This window comes from Streptomyces hokutonensis (assembly GCF_042751305.1).
Classification (GTDB): Bacteria; Actinomycetota; Actinomycetes; order Streptomycetales; family Streptomycetaceae; genus Streptomyces; species Streptomyces hokutonensis_A.
Window position 1 is genome coordinate 134,005 of sequence record NZ_JBHYWD010000014.1, and the last position, 13,884, is coordinate 147,888.

General features: G+C 71.2%; 10 protein-coding genes. 7 read left to right on the forward strand and 3 right to left on the reverse strand.

Annotated elements, in window-relative coordinates:
• Positions 1-133: 133 nt before the first annotated feature.
• Together ACFXC1_RS32430 and ACFXC1_RS32435 are read right to left on the reverse strand one after the other, a co-directional pair.
• Positions 134-1,558 carry a GH1 family beta-glucosidase gene (locus ACFXC1_RS32430; protein WP_381249347.1) on the reverse strand — a complete coding sequence of 475 codons (1,425 nt, stop codon included), beginning with the start codon at positions 1,556-1,558 and terminating at the stop codon, positions 134-136.
• A 115-nt stretch (positions 1,559-1,673) separates the two neighbouring features.
• The gene (locus tag ACFXC1_RS32435; RefSeq protein ID WP_381249350.1) at positions 1,674-2,717 is read right to left on the reverse strand and encodes a LacI family DNA-binding transcriptional regulator; all 1,044 of its coding nucleotides are present in this window, start codon (positions 2,715-2,717) and stop codon (positions 1,674-1,676) included.
• Between the two features lie 492 nt (positions 2,718-3,209).
• On the opposite strand from ACFXC1_RS32435, the gene ACFXC1_RS32440 reads away from it, so the two are divergent.
• The 5 genes from ACFXC1_RS32440 to ACFXC1_RS32460 all read left to right on the forward strand — a co-directional run bounded on the left by ACFXC1_RS32440 (position 3,210) and on the right by ACFXC1_RS32460 (position 9,592).
• Entirely contained in the window at positions 3,210-4,532 is a 1,323-nt protein-coding gene (locus tag ACFXC1_RS32440) for an ABC transporter substrate-binding protein (protein ID WP_381249353.1), read from the forward strand.
• 289 nt (positions 4,533-4,821) lie between these two features.
• Positions 4,822-5,814: a carbohydrate ABC transporter permease gene (locus ACFXC1_RS32445; protein WP_381249356.1), complete on the forward strand. Its 993-nt coding sequence runs from the start codon at positions 4,822-4,824 to the stop codon at positions 5,812-5,814.
• Between the two features lie 14 nt (positions 5,815-5,828).
• The gene (locus ACFXC1_RS32450; protein ID WP_381249359.1) at positions 5,829-6,749 is read left to right on the forward strand and encodes a carbohydrate ABC transporter permease; all 921 of its coding nucleotides are present in this window, start codon (positions 5,829-5,831) and stop codon (positions 6,747-6,749) included.
• Between the two features lie 160 nt (positions 6,750-6,909).
• The gene (locus ACFXC1_RS32455; protein WP_381249361.1) at positions 6,910-8,364 is read left to right on the forward strand and encodes a GH1 family beta-glucosidase; all 1,455 of its coding nucleotides are present in this window, start codon (positions 6,910-6,912) and stop codon (positions 8,362-8,364) included.
• Positions 8,365-8,536: 172 nt separating this feature from the next.
• Positions 8,537-9,592 (forward strand): LacI family DNA-binding transcriptional regulator, encoded by a 1,056-nt coding sequence (locus tag ACFXC1_RS32460; protein WP_381249364.1) that lies wholly within the window; start codon positions 8,537-8,539, stop codon positions 9,590-9,592.
• Positions 9,593-9,694: 102 nt separating this feature from the next.
• Here ACFXC1_RS32460 and ACFXC1_RS32465 read toward each other — a convergent pair whose 3' ends face one another.
• Positions 9,695-10,144: a VOC family protein gene (locus ACFXC1_RS32465; RefSeq protein ID WP_381249366.1), complete on the reverse strand. Its 450-nt coding sequence runs from the start codon at positions 10,142-10,144 to the stop codon at positions 9,695-9,697.
• Between the two features lie 83 nt (positions 10,145-10,227).
• Between ACFXC1_RS32465 and ACFXC1_RS32470 the strand changes: the two genes are divergently transcribed.
• A complete protein-coding gene (locus ACFXC1_RS32470; RefSeq protein ID WP_381249369.1) occupies positions 10,228-11,004 on the forward strand; it encodes a protein kinase family protein in 777 nt (258 codons plus the stop codon).
• Positions 11,005-11,092: 88 nt separating this feature from the next.
• Positions 11,093-13,807, forward strand: coding sequence for an ATP-binding protein (locus ACFXC1_RS32475; protein ID WP_381249372.1), 2,715 nt, complete (start codon positions 11,093-11,095; stop codon positions 13,805-13,807).
• Positions 13,808-13,884: the final 77 nt, after the last annotated feature.

Below are 13,884 nucleotides of genomic sequence, written 5' to 3' on the forward strand. Positions count from 1 at the left end.
CACTCGGCCGGGAGCCTCCCCCACCCCCCTTGGGGGCCCCCCCCCTCTCTTTCTCCCACCCCCCCCCCCCCCCCCGGGGGGCGCCCCCCCCCCGGCCCCCCCCCCCCCCCCGTCCCCCGGAGTCCCCCGTCGGTCAGGCTTCCCCCACCGTCGGCAGTACGCCCGTCCGCGCCGCCTCCCCGTACCACCGCGCGCTCGACTTCGGGGTGCGGGCCAGCGTCGCGTAGTCGACGTACACCGCGCCGAACCGCTTCTGGTACCCGTACGCCCACTCGAAGTTGTCCATGAGCGACCACAGGTAGTAGCCCCGCACGTCCGCCCCGTCCGCGATGGCCCGCCGTACGGCCGACAGGTGGCCGTGGAGGTACGCGATCCGTTCCGGGTCGTGCACGCGCCCCTCGGGGTCCGGCTTGTCGTCGTACGCCGCGCCGTTCTCGGTCACGTACAGCGGCAGGCCCGGGGCCTCCCTCGTGTAGCGCATGATCAGGTCGTACAGGCCCGTCGGGTCGATCGTCCAGCCCATCTCCGTGCGCTCGCCCGGGGTTTGGAGGAACGCGACATCGTCCGCGCCCGGCCAAGGGGAGTACGCACTCACGCCATGGCCGTCGGCGCGCGGACCCGCCGAAACAGAGGCCGCCGCCTCCACCAGCGTCGGCGTGTAGTAGTTCAACCCCAGTGCGTCCAGCGGCTGGTGAATCAGCGTCAGGTCGTGGTCGAGGAGGTACGACCAGTCCGTGATCGACCTCGTCGCCTCGAACAATGACTGCGGATACGCGCCGTGCAGCATCGGACCGTGGAACACCCCGTTGGCCAGGTCGTCGATCTTCCGGGCCGCCGCCAGGTCCGCCGGTGACTGCGAAGCGGGCCTGACCACCGATGAGTTGAGGCTCACCGCGATCGAGTTCCGGGCCGGGATCGCGGACCGCAGGGCTGAAGTGGCCAGCCCGTGCGCCAAGTTCAGGTGGTGGGCCGCTCGAAGCGACGCCGCCGCGTCCGTGCGGCCCGGCGCGTGCACCCCCGAGCCGTAGCCCAGAAACGCGCTGCACCACGGCTCGTTGAGCGTGATCCACTGCTCCACGCGGTCGCCCAGCGCCTCGCCCACGATCTGCGCGTACTCGGCGAAGCGGTACGCCGTGTCGCGCTCCGGCCAGCCGCCCGCGTCCTCCAACTCCTGCGGCAGGTCCCAGTGGTAGAGGGTGAGGGCCGGCTTGATGCCGACCGCCAGCAGCTCGTCGACCAGGCGGCGGTAGAAGTCCAGGCCCACCTGGACCGCCGGGCCCCGGCCGGTCGGCTGCACCCGTGACCAGGAGACCGAGAAGCGGTACGCCGTGAGGCCCAGGTCCGCCATCAGCGCCACGTCGTCGCGGTAGCGGTGGTAGTGGTCGACAGCGATGTCACCGTGCTCACCAGCGGCCGTACGGCCCGGCGTATGACTGAAGGTGTCCCAGATCGAGGGCGTACGGCCGTCCTCCCGCACCGCCCCCTCGATCTGGTACGCGGAGGTCGCGGCGCCCCAGAGGAAGGCGGGAGGGAAGGCCACGGTCGTCAGGTCGGACATGGAATCGCTCCCATGGGGTCGGGTGGCGACCATTATGCATGGGAGCGCTCCCATGCACAAAGGGTGTCCGGCCCTTTCCGTACTTCGACCCACTCGGGTGCTGCCGGTACCCCGCTCACGCGGACTCCCGCACCACCAACCGCGTCGGCAGGACCACTCCGCGGTGATCGCCGTCGCGGTGGGCGATCTCGTGCAGCAGGAGGTGCGCCATGGTCCGGCCCATCTCCTCCAGCGGCTGGCGGACGCTGGTCAGCGGGGGATCTGTGTGCCGGGCCACGATCGAGTCGTCGAAACCGACGACGGCGACGTCGTGGGGCACCCGCAGGCCCGATGCGCGCAGTTCCAGCATGGCGCCCGACGCCATCACGTCGGAGGCGGCGAAGACCGCGTCGAGACCGGGCCGTCGGCGCAGCAACTCCCGCATGGCCGCGCGTCCGCCCTCCTCCCGGAAGTCGCCGTACGCGATCAGGTCATCGTCGACGGTCATGCCCACGTGCTCCAACGCCTCGCGGTAGCCGTCGAGTCGAGCCCGGGCGGCGTCCATGTCCAGCGGGCCCGTGATGGTGCCGATGGTCCGGCGTCCTTCGGCCAGCAGGTGCTCGACCGCGATTCTGGCGCCGCCGCTGTTGTCCGCGCGGACATGCCCGAGCGGCTCCCCGGGGCCGCGCCGGCCGGCGAGCACGGTCGGTACGGCGAGTTCGTGAAGGCGGTCGGGGAGCGTGTCGCCGCTGTGGACCGAGAGCATCAGCACGCCGTCCACCCGATGCGCGGACAGGTACGTGGCGAGCCGTGCGTACTCCTTCTCGTCCGGCACCAGGACCAGCAGCAACTGCATCCCGGCGGCCGAGAGTTCGGCGGAGACGCCGCGGATGATCTCCGAGAAGTAGGGCTCGGAGAAGAGCCGGGCCTCGCCCTCGGGGACGACCACGGCGACCGAGTCGGTGCGGCGGCTGGCCAGCGAACGGGCGGCCGGGTTGGGGACGTAGCCGAGTTCGGCGATCGCCTGCTCCACGGCCGCCCGGGTGGGGGCGCTCACTTTCGGGGAGCCGTTGATGACCCGGGAGACCGTGCCGCGGCCGACGCCGGCGAGCGCGGCCACGGCGTTGAGGGTCGGGCGCCGGACCTCCGCGCGCGGAGGTGGCTGCTCGGCAGAGCTCATCGTTCACCTTCCGGCGATCAGTGGGGTTCGGCCTCATTCTGGCCCAGAAATTTGCGCGACGGCCCGGACGGACGTCCCTGGCTCCCCGTCCGCGCGGTGGACCCCTGGGCGACCTGCGGGAATTCTGCGCGGGACCGCTCCGTGTCCGGCCGATGACGGCTCGTGGAGCGACACGTTCCCGTGACGTGCTGAACACGCTTGCGCAACAACGCCGTTTTCAAGTCTTGACACCCGGCCCGGCACGAAGGAGTCTTCCGGCATGCCGCGTGGGAGCGGTCCCACGGAATCTCGGGGACTTCCTCCCGTGTGGACCGAACCACCAACGGCCCGTCCCTCTATCTCGCATGGCACACCGTTGACCAGCACCTTTTCGTCGCACGACCAGTGCTGTGGGCTGGCCGCTGCTCGAAACGAGAGGGCAGGTCCGGATCGTCGAGCCTCGGCGGTCCGATTCCTGAGATCCCGTTCCCCACTGGAACAAGGAGTAGTGGAATGAGCATCACCCGTACCGCCGGCGGCCGCGGCCGCAGAGTGGCGGCCGTGACCACGACGGTCCTGACGGCCTCCGCCCTGCTGCTGACCGGCTGCAGCAGCGACGACAGCTCCTCGGACGCCAAGGACTCGAACGGGAACATCACTCTCACGGTGGACGACTTCGGGCAGTTCGGCTACAAGGAAGCCGGCCTGTTCGCCCAGTACCACAAGCTGCACCCGAACATCACGGTCAAGGAGAACACCACCGCCAACGAGCAGGACTACTACCCGAAGCTTCTTCAGCAGCTGAACACGGGCAGTGGCCTGGGCGATGTCACGGGCATCGAGGTCGGCCGCATCAAGGAGGTCGTCGACACCCAGGCGGCCAAGTTCGCCGACCTGAGCAAGACGATCAACGTGAGCGACTGGGTCTCCTGGAAGGAGAAGCAGGCCACCGCGTCGGACGGTTCGGTCATCGGTGCCGGCACCGACATCGGCCCGATGTCCCTGTGCTACCGCTCGGACCTCTTCAAGGCGGCGGGCCTGGCGAGCGACCGCGACTCCGTCGCCAAGGCCGTCGCGGGCGGCTGGGAGGACTACCTCAAGCTCGGCGAGAAGTTCAAGGCGAAGGCCCCCAAGGGCACGTACTTCATGGACTCCGCGAGCGCCATGTACAACGCGGTCGTGGGTTCCTCCGCGCAGCAGTACTACGACGCCTCCGGCAAGGCGGTCTACAAGAACAGCCCCGCAGTGCAGCAGGGCTGGAACCTGGCGGCGGAAGCCGCGTCCAAGAAGCTGACCGAGGGTCTGCCCCAGTTCACCGACGCCTGGACGGCGGCGCTGCGCAAGGGCACCGTGGCCACCGTGGCGTGCCCCGCCTGGATGGCCGGCCAGATCTCCACCAACGCCGGTGACGCCTACAAGGGCAAGTGGGACATCGCCCGTGCACCCGGCACCAGCGCGGCCAACTGGGGCGGCTCCTTCCTGGCCGTGCCCAAGAGCGGCAAGCACGTCAAGGAAGCCACCGACCTGGTCAAGTGGCTGACCGCTCCCGAGCAGCAGGCCTCCGTGTTCAAGGCGATCGGTGTCTTCCCGTCGAACAAGGGCGCCTACGAACTCGCCAGCGTGAAGAACGCGACCCTGCCGTACTTCAACAACGCCCCGATCGGCCAGATCTACGCCGACGAGGCGAAGGCCATCCCCGAGGCGGTGCTCGGCGCGAAGGACGGCACGATCAAGGACACGATCTCCACGCAGATCAACAACATGGAGCAGCGGGGCACCGCGCCCGCCAAGGCGTGGAAGGCCGCGACCGAGTCGATCGACAAGGTCATCGGCTGACACAGGCCGCGGTGCGGGCGACCCGGCGGGCGCCCGCACCGCGTCACGTGCGTGGGACCGTGCGGCGGCTCCTGCCGTAGGCGCGGGGCCCGGACGGCCTCGGTGCCCCGCACCGGCCCCGGTCGTCAAGTGCCGGTCCTTTCAGCGGTGTTCGGCGCACACTCACCGGACACCGCCGCACCGTGTCCGCCGGGACCGGCGACCCGAGTTCGACGACGTGCCCCCAGGCCGGATCTCCGGCCCTCGCCCCGCCCGTACCCCGGCCGAGATCCAGGGAAGGACTTCCTCCGTGGCAACCACGACCCCCACACGGGGTGCCCCCGCCCCGCCACCCGGCGGCTCCGGCACCGTGTCGAACCCGCCCAGCGTGTGGCGCACCCGGCTGTGGCGCTTCGACGACAAGGCGTCGCCGTACGCGTACATCGCCCCCTTCTTCCTCATCTTCGGTGCCTTCGGCCTCTACCCGATGCTGTACACGGGCTGGATAGCCCTGCACCGGGTGGAGATGACGAGCCTGAACCAGTCCGAGTGGGTCGGCTGGCACAACTTCGCCACGATCCTCCAGGACTCCGAGTTCTGGACCGCCGTCACCAACACCTTTGTCATCGGCGTCATTTCGACCGTTCCGCAGCTCCTGATGGCCCTGGGCCTGGCTCATCTGCTCAACTACAAGCTGCGCGCCAGCACGGTCTGGCGGACGGTGATCCTCACCCCGTACGCCACCTCGGTGGCGACCGCGGCCCTCGTCTTCGCCCTGGTCTTCCGGGCCGACGGAGGTCTCCTCAACTGGGTGCTGCACTTCGTCGGTATCGGCAACACCGACTGGGGCAACGGGGAGTGGACGTCCAAGATCGCCATCTCGGTCATCGTGATCTGGCGCTGGACCGGCTACAACACCCTGATCTACCTGGCGGCCATGCAGGCCGTGCCCGCCGACCTGTACGAAGCGGCCTCGATCGACGGCGCGACGCGCTGGCAGCAGTTCCGCAAGGTGACCGTTCCCTCGCTGCGGCCGACGATCCTGTTCACCATCGTCATCTCGACCATCGGTTCCATGCAGCTGTTCGGTGAGCCGCTGCTGCTGCAGGGCGGCACGCTCGGCTCCACCGGGGGCAGCGAGCACCAGTACGAGACGCTCAGTATCTATCTCTTCAACTACGGCTGGAAGCTGGGGCACTTGGGCCCGGCGGCGGCCGTGGCCTGGGCCATGCTCGTCCTGCTCCTGCTCATTGCCCTGATCAACTGGATCGTCGGCCGGTTCGTGCGCAACAGCGCGGCCTGACGGGAGCGATATCGATGACCACGACCAGCCCCACCAAGACCGCGCCGGACCTCGACCCGGCACCCCTTTCCGTCACCCCGGGCAAGGGCCGCCGACGCTTCAAGATCGGCGCCGGCCAGCAGCTCAAGGGCGGCCCGTTCACCTACGCCACCCTGATCGTCGTAGGCCTGTTCTCGATCTTCCCGCTGTACTGGACGCTGGTGGCCGCCTCGCACGACCAGCAGCGGGTCCTCGACAGCCCGCCGCCGTTCCTGCCGGGCGGCCGGCTGTGGAGCAACCTCCAATCGGCCTGGGAACAGGCCCACTTGGGGAAGGCGATCGTCAACACCGTGATCGTGGCGGGCTGCATCACCGCCGCCACGCTGTTCTTCTGCACCCTCGCCGGCTACGCCTTCTCCAAGATGCGTTTCCGCGGCCGCAGCGTCCTGATGACCGCGGTCATCGCCACCCTGACGATCCCGCCCCAACTCAGCGTCGTACCGCTGTTCATGATGATGGCGGACATCGGCTGGGGCGGAAAGCTGGAGTCGGTGATCTTCCCGACCCTCGTCGGCGCCTTCGGTGTCTTCTTCATGCGCCAGTACCTGTCGGAGGCCCTGCCCTACGAACTCATCGAGGCCGCCAAGGTGGACGGGGCGAGCAACATCCGCATCGTCTGGAACGTGGTCCTGCCCGCCGCGAGGCCCGCGATGATGGTGCTCGGGATGCTCACCTTCGTGCAGGCGTGGAACGACTTCTTCTGGCCCTTCCTCGCCCTGAACCAGGACAACCCCACCATCCAGGTGGCGCTCGGCCAGCTCAGCGCCTCCTACACCCCCGACCAGAGCATTGTCATGGCCGGAGCGCTGATCAGCACCCTGCCGCTGCTGCTGGTGTTCGTGATCTTCGGCAAGCAGATCATCGGAGGCATCATGGCGGGCGCCGTCAAGGGCTGACGCCGGCCGCGGCCGCCGGTCGCGCAATCTCCGTTCACCGTCCTGTACGGCCCGCTGCGGGCCGTACCCGGCCGGGCGCCCGTCGTCGTGCCCCCGTCCGCTTCCCCTCACCGCCGGATCGCCGTCCGGCGTTTCCTCACTCAGCTCCGGGAGCGCTCACATGACTGCCGTACGACATGAGACCAAGGCCGCGTCGGCCTCCGCCACCTCCTTCCCCCCGGGCTTCGTCTGGGGTGCCGCCACCGCCGCCTACCAGGTGGAGGGCGCCGCCGCCGAGGACGGCCGGACCCCCTCCATCTGGGACACCTTCAGCCACACGCCGGGGAAGGTGCGCAACGGCGACACCGGCGACATCGCCGCCGACCACTACCACCGCTACCGCGACGACGTGGCGCTGATGAAGGACCTCGGCCTGAAGGCGTACCGGTTCTCGATCTCCTGGTCCCGGGTGCAGCCCACCGGCCGCGGACCGGCCGTGGAGCGGGGTCTCGACTTCTACCGCAAGCTCACCGACGAACTGCTCGCGGCGGGCATCACCCCCGTCGCCACCCTCTACCACTGGGACCTGCCACAGGAGTTGGAGGACGCGGGCGGCTGGCCGCAGCGCGACACCGCGCACCGCTTCGCCGACTACGCCGGGATCATGGGCCGGGCCCTCGGGGACCGCGTCGGCCTGTGGACCACCCTCAACGAACCCTGGTGCAGCGCCTTCCTGGGCTACGGCTCCGGTGTGCACGCCCCCGGTCGCACCGACCCGGCGGCCACCCTGCGCGCCGCCCACCACCTCAACCTGGGCCACGGCCAGGCGGTCGGGGCGCTGCGCGAGGTCCTGCCGACGTCCGCGCAGACCTCCCTCACCCTCAACCTGCACCAGGTGCGCCCGCTCACCGGCAGCGCCGAGGACACGGAGGCCGCCCGCCGGATCGACGCGGTCGGCAACAGGATCTTCACCGGGCCGGTCCTGGACGGCGCCTACCCCGAGGACCTGCTCGCCGACACCGCGCACCTCGTCGACTGGACGGAGCTGGTGCGGGACGGCGACCTCGCCGAGATCTCCCGGCCCATCGATGTGCTCGGCGTCAACTACTACGCGCCGACCGTCGTCTCGGCGGGCGACGGCTCCGGTGTCACCAAGAACGACGGCCACGGCGCGAGCGACCACTCTCCGTGGACCGGCTCCGAGAACGTGGACTTCCACCTCGCCAACGACCAGCTGACGGCGATGAACTGGGCGATCGACCCGAGCGGCCTGCACACCCTCCTGACCGACCTGGCCGCGTCGCACCCCGGGCTGCCGCTGATGGTCACGGAGAACGGCGCGGCGTTCGACGACTACGTCTCCCCCGAGGGCCTGGTCAACGACCCGCAGCGGATCGCCTACCTCCACGCCCACCTGGACGCCGTTCGCCGGGCGGTCGCCGACGGAGCGGATGTCCGCGGCTACTTCCTCTGGTCCCTCCTCGACAACTTCGAATGGTCCTACGGCTATTCGAAGCGTTTCGGCGCCGTCTACGTCGACTACTCCACGCAGCGCCGCATCCCCAAGGCGAGCGCCCACTGGTACGCCGAGGTGATCCGGGGGAACGCGCTGCCGACCGTCGGCGAGGACGGGTGAGGCCCGGCCGCCCGGTCTGAGAGGCGCCGCCCGGACGCCGGCCGTGTTCCGCCCTGCCGTTCCGCGGCTCGGCGGGCGAGGCCCCCGGCCGACGAGGCACGATGGAGGCGGGGCGTCCGGGGCTGGGCTGTTACATTCCTGGCCTGAAAGCTGCGAACGGAAGGCGGCGACCATGGCGGTCAGCGGTGGGCGGAACCGGGGCGGCAGACGGCCGACCCTGGAGGAGGTCGCCGCCCGTGCCGGTGTGGGCCGCGGCACGGTCTCCCGGGTGATCAACGGCTCGCCCAGGGTCAGCGACGCGACCCGTGCCGCCGTCGAGGCGGCGGTCGCGGAACTCGACTACGTCCCGAACACGGCGGCCCGGGCGCTGGCCGCCAACCGCACGGACGCGATCGCCCTCGTCGTCCCCGAGCCGGAGACCCGCTTCTTCGCGGAACCGTACTTCTCCGACATGCTCAAGGGCGTCGGCACCCAGCTGTCGGACACGGAGATGCAGCTCCTGCTCATCTTCGCGGGCAGTGACCGGGAGCGGCAGCGCCTCGCCCAGTACCTGGCCGCGCACCGCGTGGACGGCGTCCTGCTCGTCTCGGTCCACGCGGACGACCCGCTGCCGGACCTGCTGGCCGAGTTGGAGATCCCGGCGGTGATCAGCGGCCCCCGGTCGGCCGGCGAGCCCCTGACGTCGGTCGACTCCGACAACTACGGTGGCGGGCGCTCGGCCGTGGAGCACCTGCTGTCCCGCGGCCGCACCCGCATCGCCCACATCACCGGCCGCCTCGACGTCTACGGTGCCCAGCGCCGCGTCGACGGCTACCGCGAGGCACTGCTCGACGCGGGCCACGAGGTGGACGAACACCTCATCCAGCCGGGCGACTTCACCGAGGAGGGCGGCCGACGCGCGATGAAGGAACTGCTCGCCCGACGCCCCGATGTCGACGCGGTCTTCGCCGGCTCGGACGTCATGGCGGCCGGTGCCCGCCAGGTGCTCCGCGAGGAGGGCCTGCGCATTCCGGAGGACGTGGCCCTCGTCGGTTACGACGACTCGGCGATCGCCCGCCACATGGACCCGCCCCTGACCAGCGTCCGCCAGCCCATCGAAGAGATGGGCCGCGCGATGATCGACTTGCTGCTCGCCGAGATCGCCGACCGCCGTCCATCGGCGCCCCGCGACCTGGAGCGGCAACACGCGGTACTGGCAACGGAGTTGGTGACGCGCGCGTCGTCGTGAGGGCCGCGGTCACCAGGTGTCCGGGGGACGCGCGCGAGGTTTCCGCGCGCAGTGCCGACCGTTGGTGACGAACCCGGCTCATACCGTGACAATACGCGGCGATCAACTGGGCTGTGCGGCTTCCCGACCCAGCCCCACGGGTGCGGCGCGGTCGGCGACGAATGCCGCGAGCGCCTCCCGGGACGGGTGTCCCCAGCCGATGCAGAACGGATGCCCGGCCGGATCCGCGTACACCTGGTGCCCCTCGGCGGCGTCGAGGTCGGGAGCCGGCCGGAGCAGCCGGGCGCCGAGGGCGAGCGCCTCTTCGTGCGCCGCCCGCGGGTCGTCGACGTGGAGATCGAGATGCACTTGCTGGGGGGTTCCATGAGGCCAGTCGGGCGGAACATGGTCCGGTGCCAGTTGCACGCCGATCCGCCACTGTCCCGCGGCGTCGATGACGCTGTGCCAGTCGTCGTCCTCGAAGACGTGCCCGCCCAGAACGCCGGCCCAGAACGCGCTCTCCGCGCGCAGGTCCGCCGCGTCGAACACGATCACCTGTCGCACCATGTCCATGCCGCCCACGCTACGGGAATCAGCGCGCCTCACCCCGCGGAAAAGACTCCTCGGCGACCTCCACGTCCGAGAAGCTGACCGCCGTGACTTCCCATCCCCTCCTGGCCGTCGACGAGATCCCCGAGACCGAGCCCTACCTCCGCACGGTGGGCGAGGTCTTCCGCACCTTCCGCGAACAGGACTCCGGCTGTGTCTCCTACGGCGTCCAACTCCCGGACGGCGAGCGCTGGTTCGTGAAGGAGGCCGCAACCGTCGCGGCCCAGGCCTCACTTGACCGTGCCTGGGTCTTCCACCAGGCCGTGCGGCACCCGGTGGTCGTCCCGCAGTTGCACCGGATCGCCGTGGCGGATGGCGGCCGTACGGCGGTCGTCATGCCCTGGCGTCACGGGGAGTCCCTGTACGGTCCCGCCCTCGCCCGCTTCCGGGCCCTGCCCCTCGCCTCCGTGCTGCGCGCGGTCGACCGGGTCCTGGACGCGCATCTCGCGGTGGAAGCGGCGGGCATGGTGGCGGTGGATCTCTACGACGGGGCGTTCCTGTACGACTTCGGGGGCGATGTGCTTCACCTCATCGACCTCGACGAGTACCGCCCCGGCCCCTTCGTCCTCGACCAGGACCGCCTCCCGGGCTCGGCCCGCTTCATGGCCCCCGAGGAGTGGTACCGGGGTTCCGTCATCGACATCCGTACGACGGTCTACGCCCTCGGCCGTAGCGCCCATGTCCTCCTCGACGGTGGCGAGCGGCGGGCCTGGCGCGGTACGGCGGGTCAACTCGCCGTACTGGAAAGGGCGACCCGTGCCGATCCGGCCGAACGGTTCGCGGGCGTAGGGGAGTTCACGGAGGCGTGGCGCGCTGCCACCTGATCTCGCCGTGCTCGGAGGTGTCGGCCGCGGCACAGTACCCTGACCTTCCAGGCAGACCGAGTCCGGAGACCCGGCTGATGGGGGGAATGTGGAGCTCATCGGTCGGGACGATCAGCTGGATCTGTTGCGCCGGCTGCTGGCCGAGCCGCGGAGCCACGGGAGCGCGGTGCTGGTCCGCGGGGCCCCCGGCATCGGGAAGACGGCGTTGCTCGCCGAGACCGCCGCCCTCGCCGAGGGGCTCGGTCACCGGGTCCTGCGCACCAGCGGTGTGGAGGCCGAGAGCGACGTCCCCTATGCCGGTCTGCAGCTCGTGCTGCGCCCCCTTGCCGCGGGAGCCGCTGACCTCGCCACCCCGCACCGGCAGGCCCTGGACACCGCTCTCGGACTCGCCGGGGCCGGCGTCCCCGACGTCTTCCTGGTCGGTCTGGCGGTCCTCAACCTGCTGGCCGACGCGGCCGCGGTCGCGCCGGTCCTGGTCCTGGTCGACGACGTCCAGTGGCTCGACGACGCCACCGCCAGCGTCCTGGCCTTCGTGGCACGCCGAGTCGGCACCGAGCCGGTGGTCATCGTGGGAGCCGCACGCGACGGCTACCGCTCGCGCCTGAACTCCGACGAACTCACCTCCGTGCCCCTGGGCCCGCTCACCGACGGCCAGGCCGCGGAGATCCTGGCGGACCAGGCCCCGGACCTGCGGCCTACCGCGCACCGCCGACTGCTCGCCGAAGCCGCCGGCAACCCCCTGGCCCTGACCGAGCTCTCCCGTTCCCTCGGGGCGTCGGCCGATCCGTACATGTCCCAACTGCCGCTCACCGAGCGGCTGGAGCGGGCCTTCACCGACCGCCTGGAGACCCTGCCCGACATCACCCGGAGCCTGCTGCGGATCGCCGCCCTCGACGACAGCCCGTCGCTCCCCGAGATCTACCGCGCGACCCGGCTGTTCACCGGCGCGACGGCCGGAGCCCCGGAACTCGAGCCGGCCGTCCGCGCCCGCCTCGTCCATGTCGTCGGCGGCGAACTGCGGTTCGGGCACCCGCTGATGCGGTCGGCGATCCACCAGACCATGCCCACCGGCGCCCGCCACGCCGCACACGCGGCCCTCGCCGCCGTGCTCTGGGAAGACCCGGACCGCCAGCTGCGGCACCGGGCCGCCGCGGCCGACGAACCGGAGGAGACGGTCGCCGCCGCGCTGGAGGACGCCGCGCACCGGGCCGCCCGCCGTGGTGGCATCGCGGCGGCCGTCACGGTCCTCGAACAGGCCGCCGCGCTCAGCGAGGACACCGACCGCCGAGTGGAACGGCTGCTGCGCGCCGCCGACTTCGCCGTGGAGCTCGGCCGGCCCGAGACCGTGACCCGGCTGCTGGACCAGGCGCTCACCAATCCACTGTCACGACGTCAGCACGCCACGGTCGTCTGGCTCCGCGGCAGCTTCGACGAGGGACTGCACAGCCATGCGTCGGGCGCCAACTCCCTGACCGCTCTTGCCGAGGAGATGGCCGCTCAGGACCGTGCGCTGGCGCTGCGGATCCTGTGGAGCGCCGCGCAGTTGTGCTTCTGGTCCGACCCGGGCCCGGAGGGCCGCCGTACGGTCCTGGAGGCCGTCGAGCGGCTGGAACTCGACGAACTCGATCCGTGGCGGCTGGCCATCTGCGCCTACGCCGCGCCGGTCGAGCGCGGCACCTTCGTCCTGGAACGGGCCCGGCGCGTCGCCCTGAAGGAGGGCGACGACGGCCGCGCCTACCGCATGCTCAGCACCGCCTCCCTCCTCGTCGGCGGCTTCGACCTGGCGCGGGCGTTCTCGGCGGCCGGCGCCGAACCGCTGCGTGCCCAGGGACGCCTGGGGCTGCTGGCCCGTACGGTCGGCGCGGACGCGTGGAGCGCGCTCGTGGTCGGCGACCTCGGCGCGGCGATCGCCGCGACCGAGGAGTCGCGAAGACTGGCGCGCGAAACCAGCCAGACGATGATGTACGCGTTGATGACCGCCACCGCCGCCAAACTGGCCGCGCTGCGCGGTGAGGTGGATTCCGCCCTGGGGCTGGCCGAGGAGGCGGAGGAGATCGGGCTGCCCGCCGGGGCGCGTCCGGTGCTGGCCACCGCTTCGATGGCCCGCGGACTGGCGGCGCTGGGCGCGGGGCGCTTCGAGGAGGCCTTCGGGCATTTCCGCCGGCTGCACGATCCGGCGGATCCCGCGTTCCAGGTCGCCCTGCGGCTGACGGCCGTGTACGACCTCGTCGACGCGGCGACGCACTGCGGGCGGACGGAGGCCGTGCTCCCGGTCGTGGCGGAGCTGGAGGAAGTCGCCACGGTGACCTCGGCGCCGGTGCTGCACGCCGAACTGCGGCTGGTCCGGGCGCTGTTGGCCGCCGACGAGGAAGCCGACCCGCTCTTCGCGGACGCGTTGCGCGCCGACCTCGGAGCCTGGCCGCTCATCAGGGCCCGCACCCACCTGGCCTACGGCGAATGGCTCCGGCGCCGGCGGCGCAGCGTCGAGTCCCGCGACCACCTCCGTGCCGCCCGCGACATGTTCGACGCGCTCGGCGTGATCCCCTGGGGGGAGCGGGCCCGCCGGGAACTGCGCGCAGCGGGCGAGACCAGCCGCCGCCGGGCCCCGGACGCCCGGGACCAGCTGACCGCCCACGAGCTGCAGATCGTCCAGCTCGCCGCCGACGGGCTGACCAACCGCGAGATAGGCCAGCGGCTCTATCTGTCGCACCGCACCGTCAGCTCGCATCTCCACCGGATCTTCCCCAAGCTGGGCGTGGCCTCGCGCGCCGAGCTGCGGACGGTGGTCAGCGCACTGCGCTGACCGGCACACCACCGTCACATGACGCTCGCTTCCGCGGGCACGGCGTTCCTAACGTTCCCCATGTCAGGGCATCGACA

What these genes read in the sequence shown, in the direction of transcription:
- ACFXC1_RS32430 (WP_381249347.1), bottom strand. Translation starts at nt 1,558, where the DNA reads ATGTCCGACCTGACGACCGTGGCCTTCCCTCCCGCCTTCCTCTGGGGC.
- ACFXC1_RS32435 (WP_381249350.1), bottom strand. Translation starts at nt 2,717, where the DNA reads ATGAGCTCTGCCGAGCAGCCACCTCCGCGCGCGGAGGTCCGGCGCCCG.
- ACFXC1_RS32450 (WP_381249359.1), top strand. Translation starts at nt 5,829, where the DNA reads ATGACCACGACCAGCCCCACCAAGACCGCGCCGGACCTCGACCCGGCA.
- ACFXC1_RS32460 (WP_381249364.1), top strand. Translation starts at nt 8,537, where the DNA reads ATGGCGGTCAGCGGTGGGCGGAACCGGGGCGGCAGACGGCCGACCCTG.
- ACFXC1_RS32465 (WP_381249366.1), bottom strand. Translation starts at nt 10,144, where the DNA reads ATGGACATGGTGCGACAGGTGATCGTGTTCGACGCGGCGGACCTGCGC.
- ACFXC1_RS32440 (WP_381249353.1), top strand. Translation starts at nt 3,210, where the DNA reads ATGAGCATCACCCGTACCGCCGGCGGCCGCGGCCGCAGAGTGGCGGCC.
- ACFXC1_RS32455 (WP_381249361.1), top strand. Translation starts at nt 6,910, where the DNA reads ATGACTGCCGTACGACATGAGACCAAGGCCGCGTCGGCCTCCGCCACC.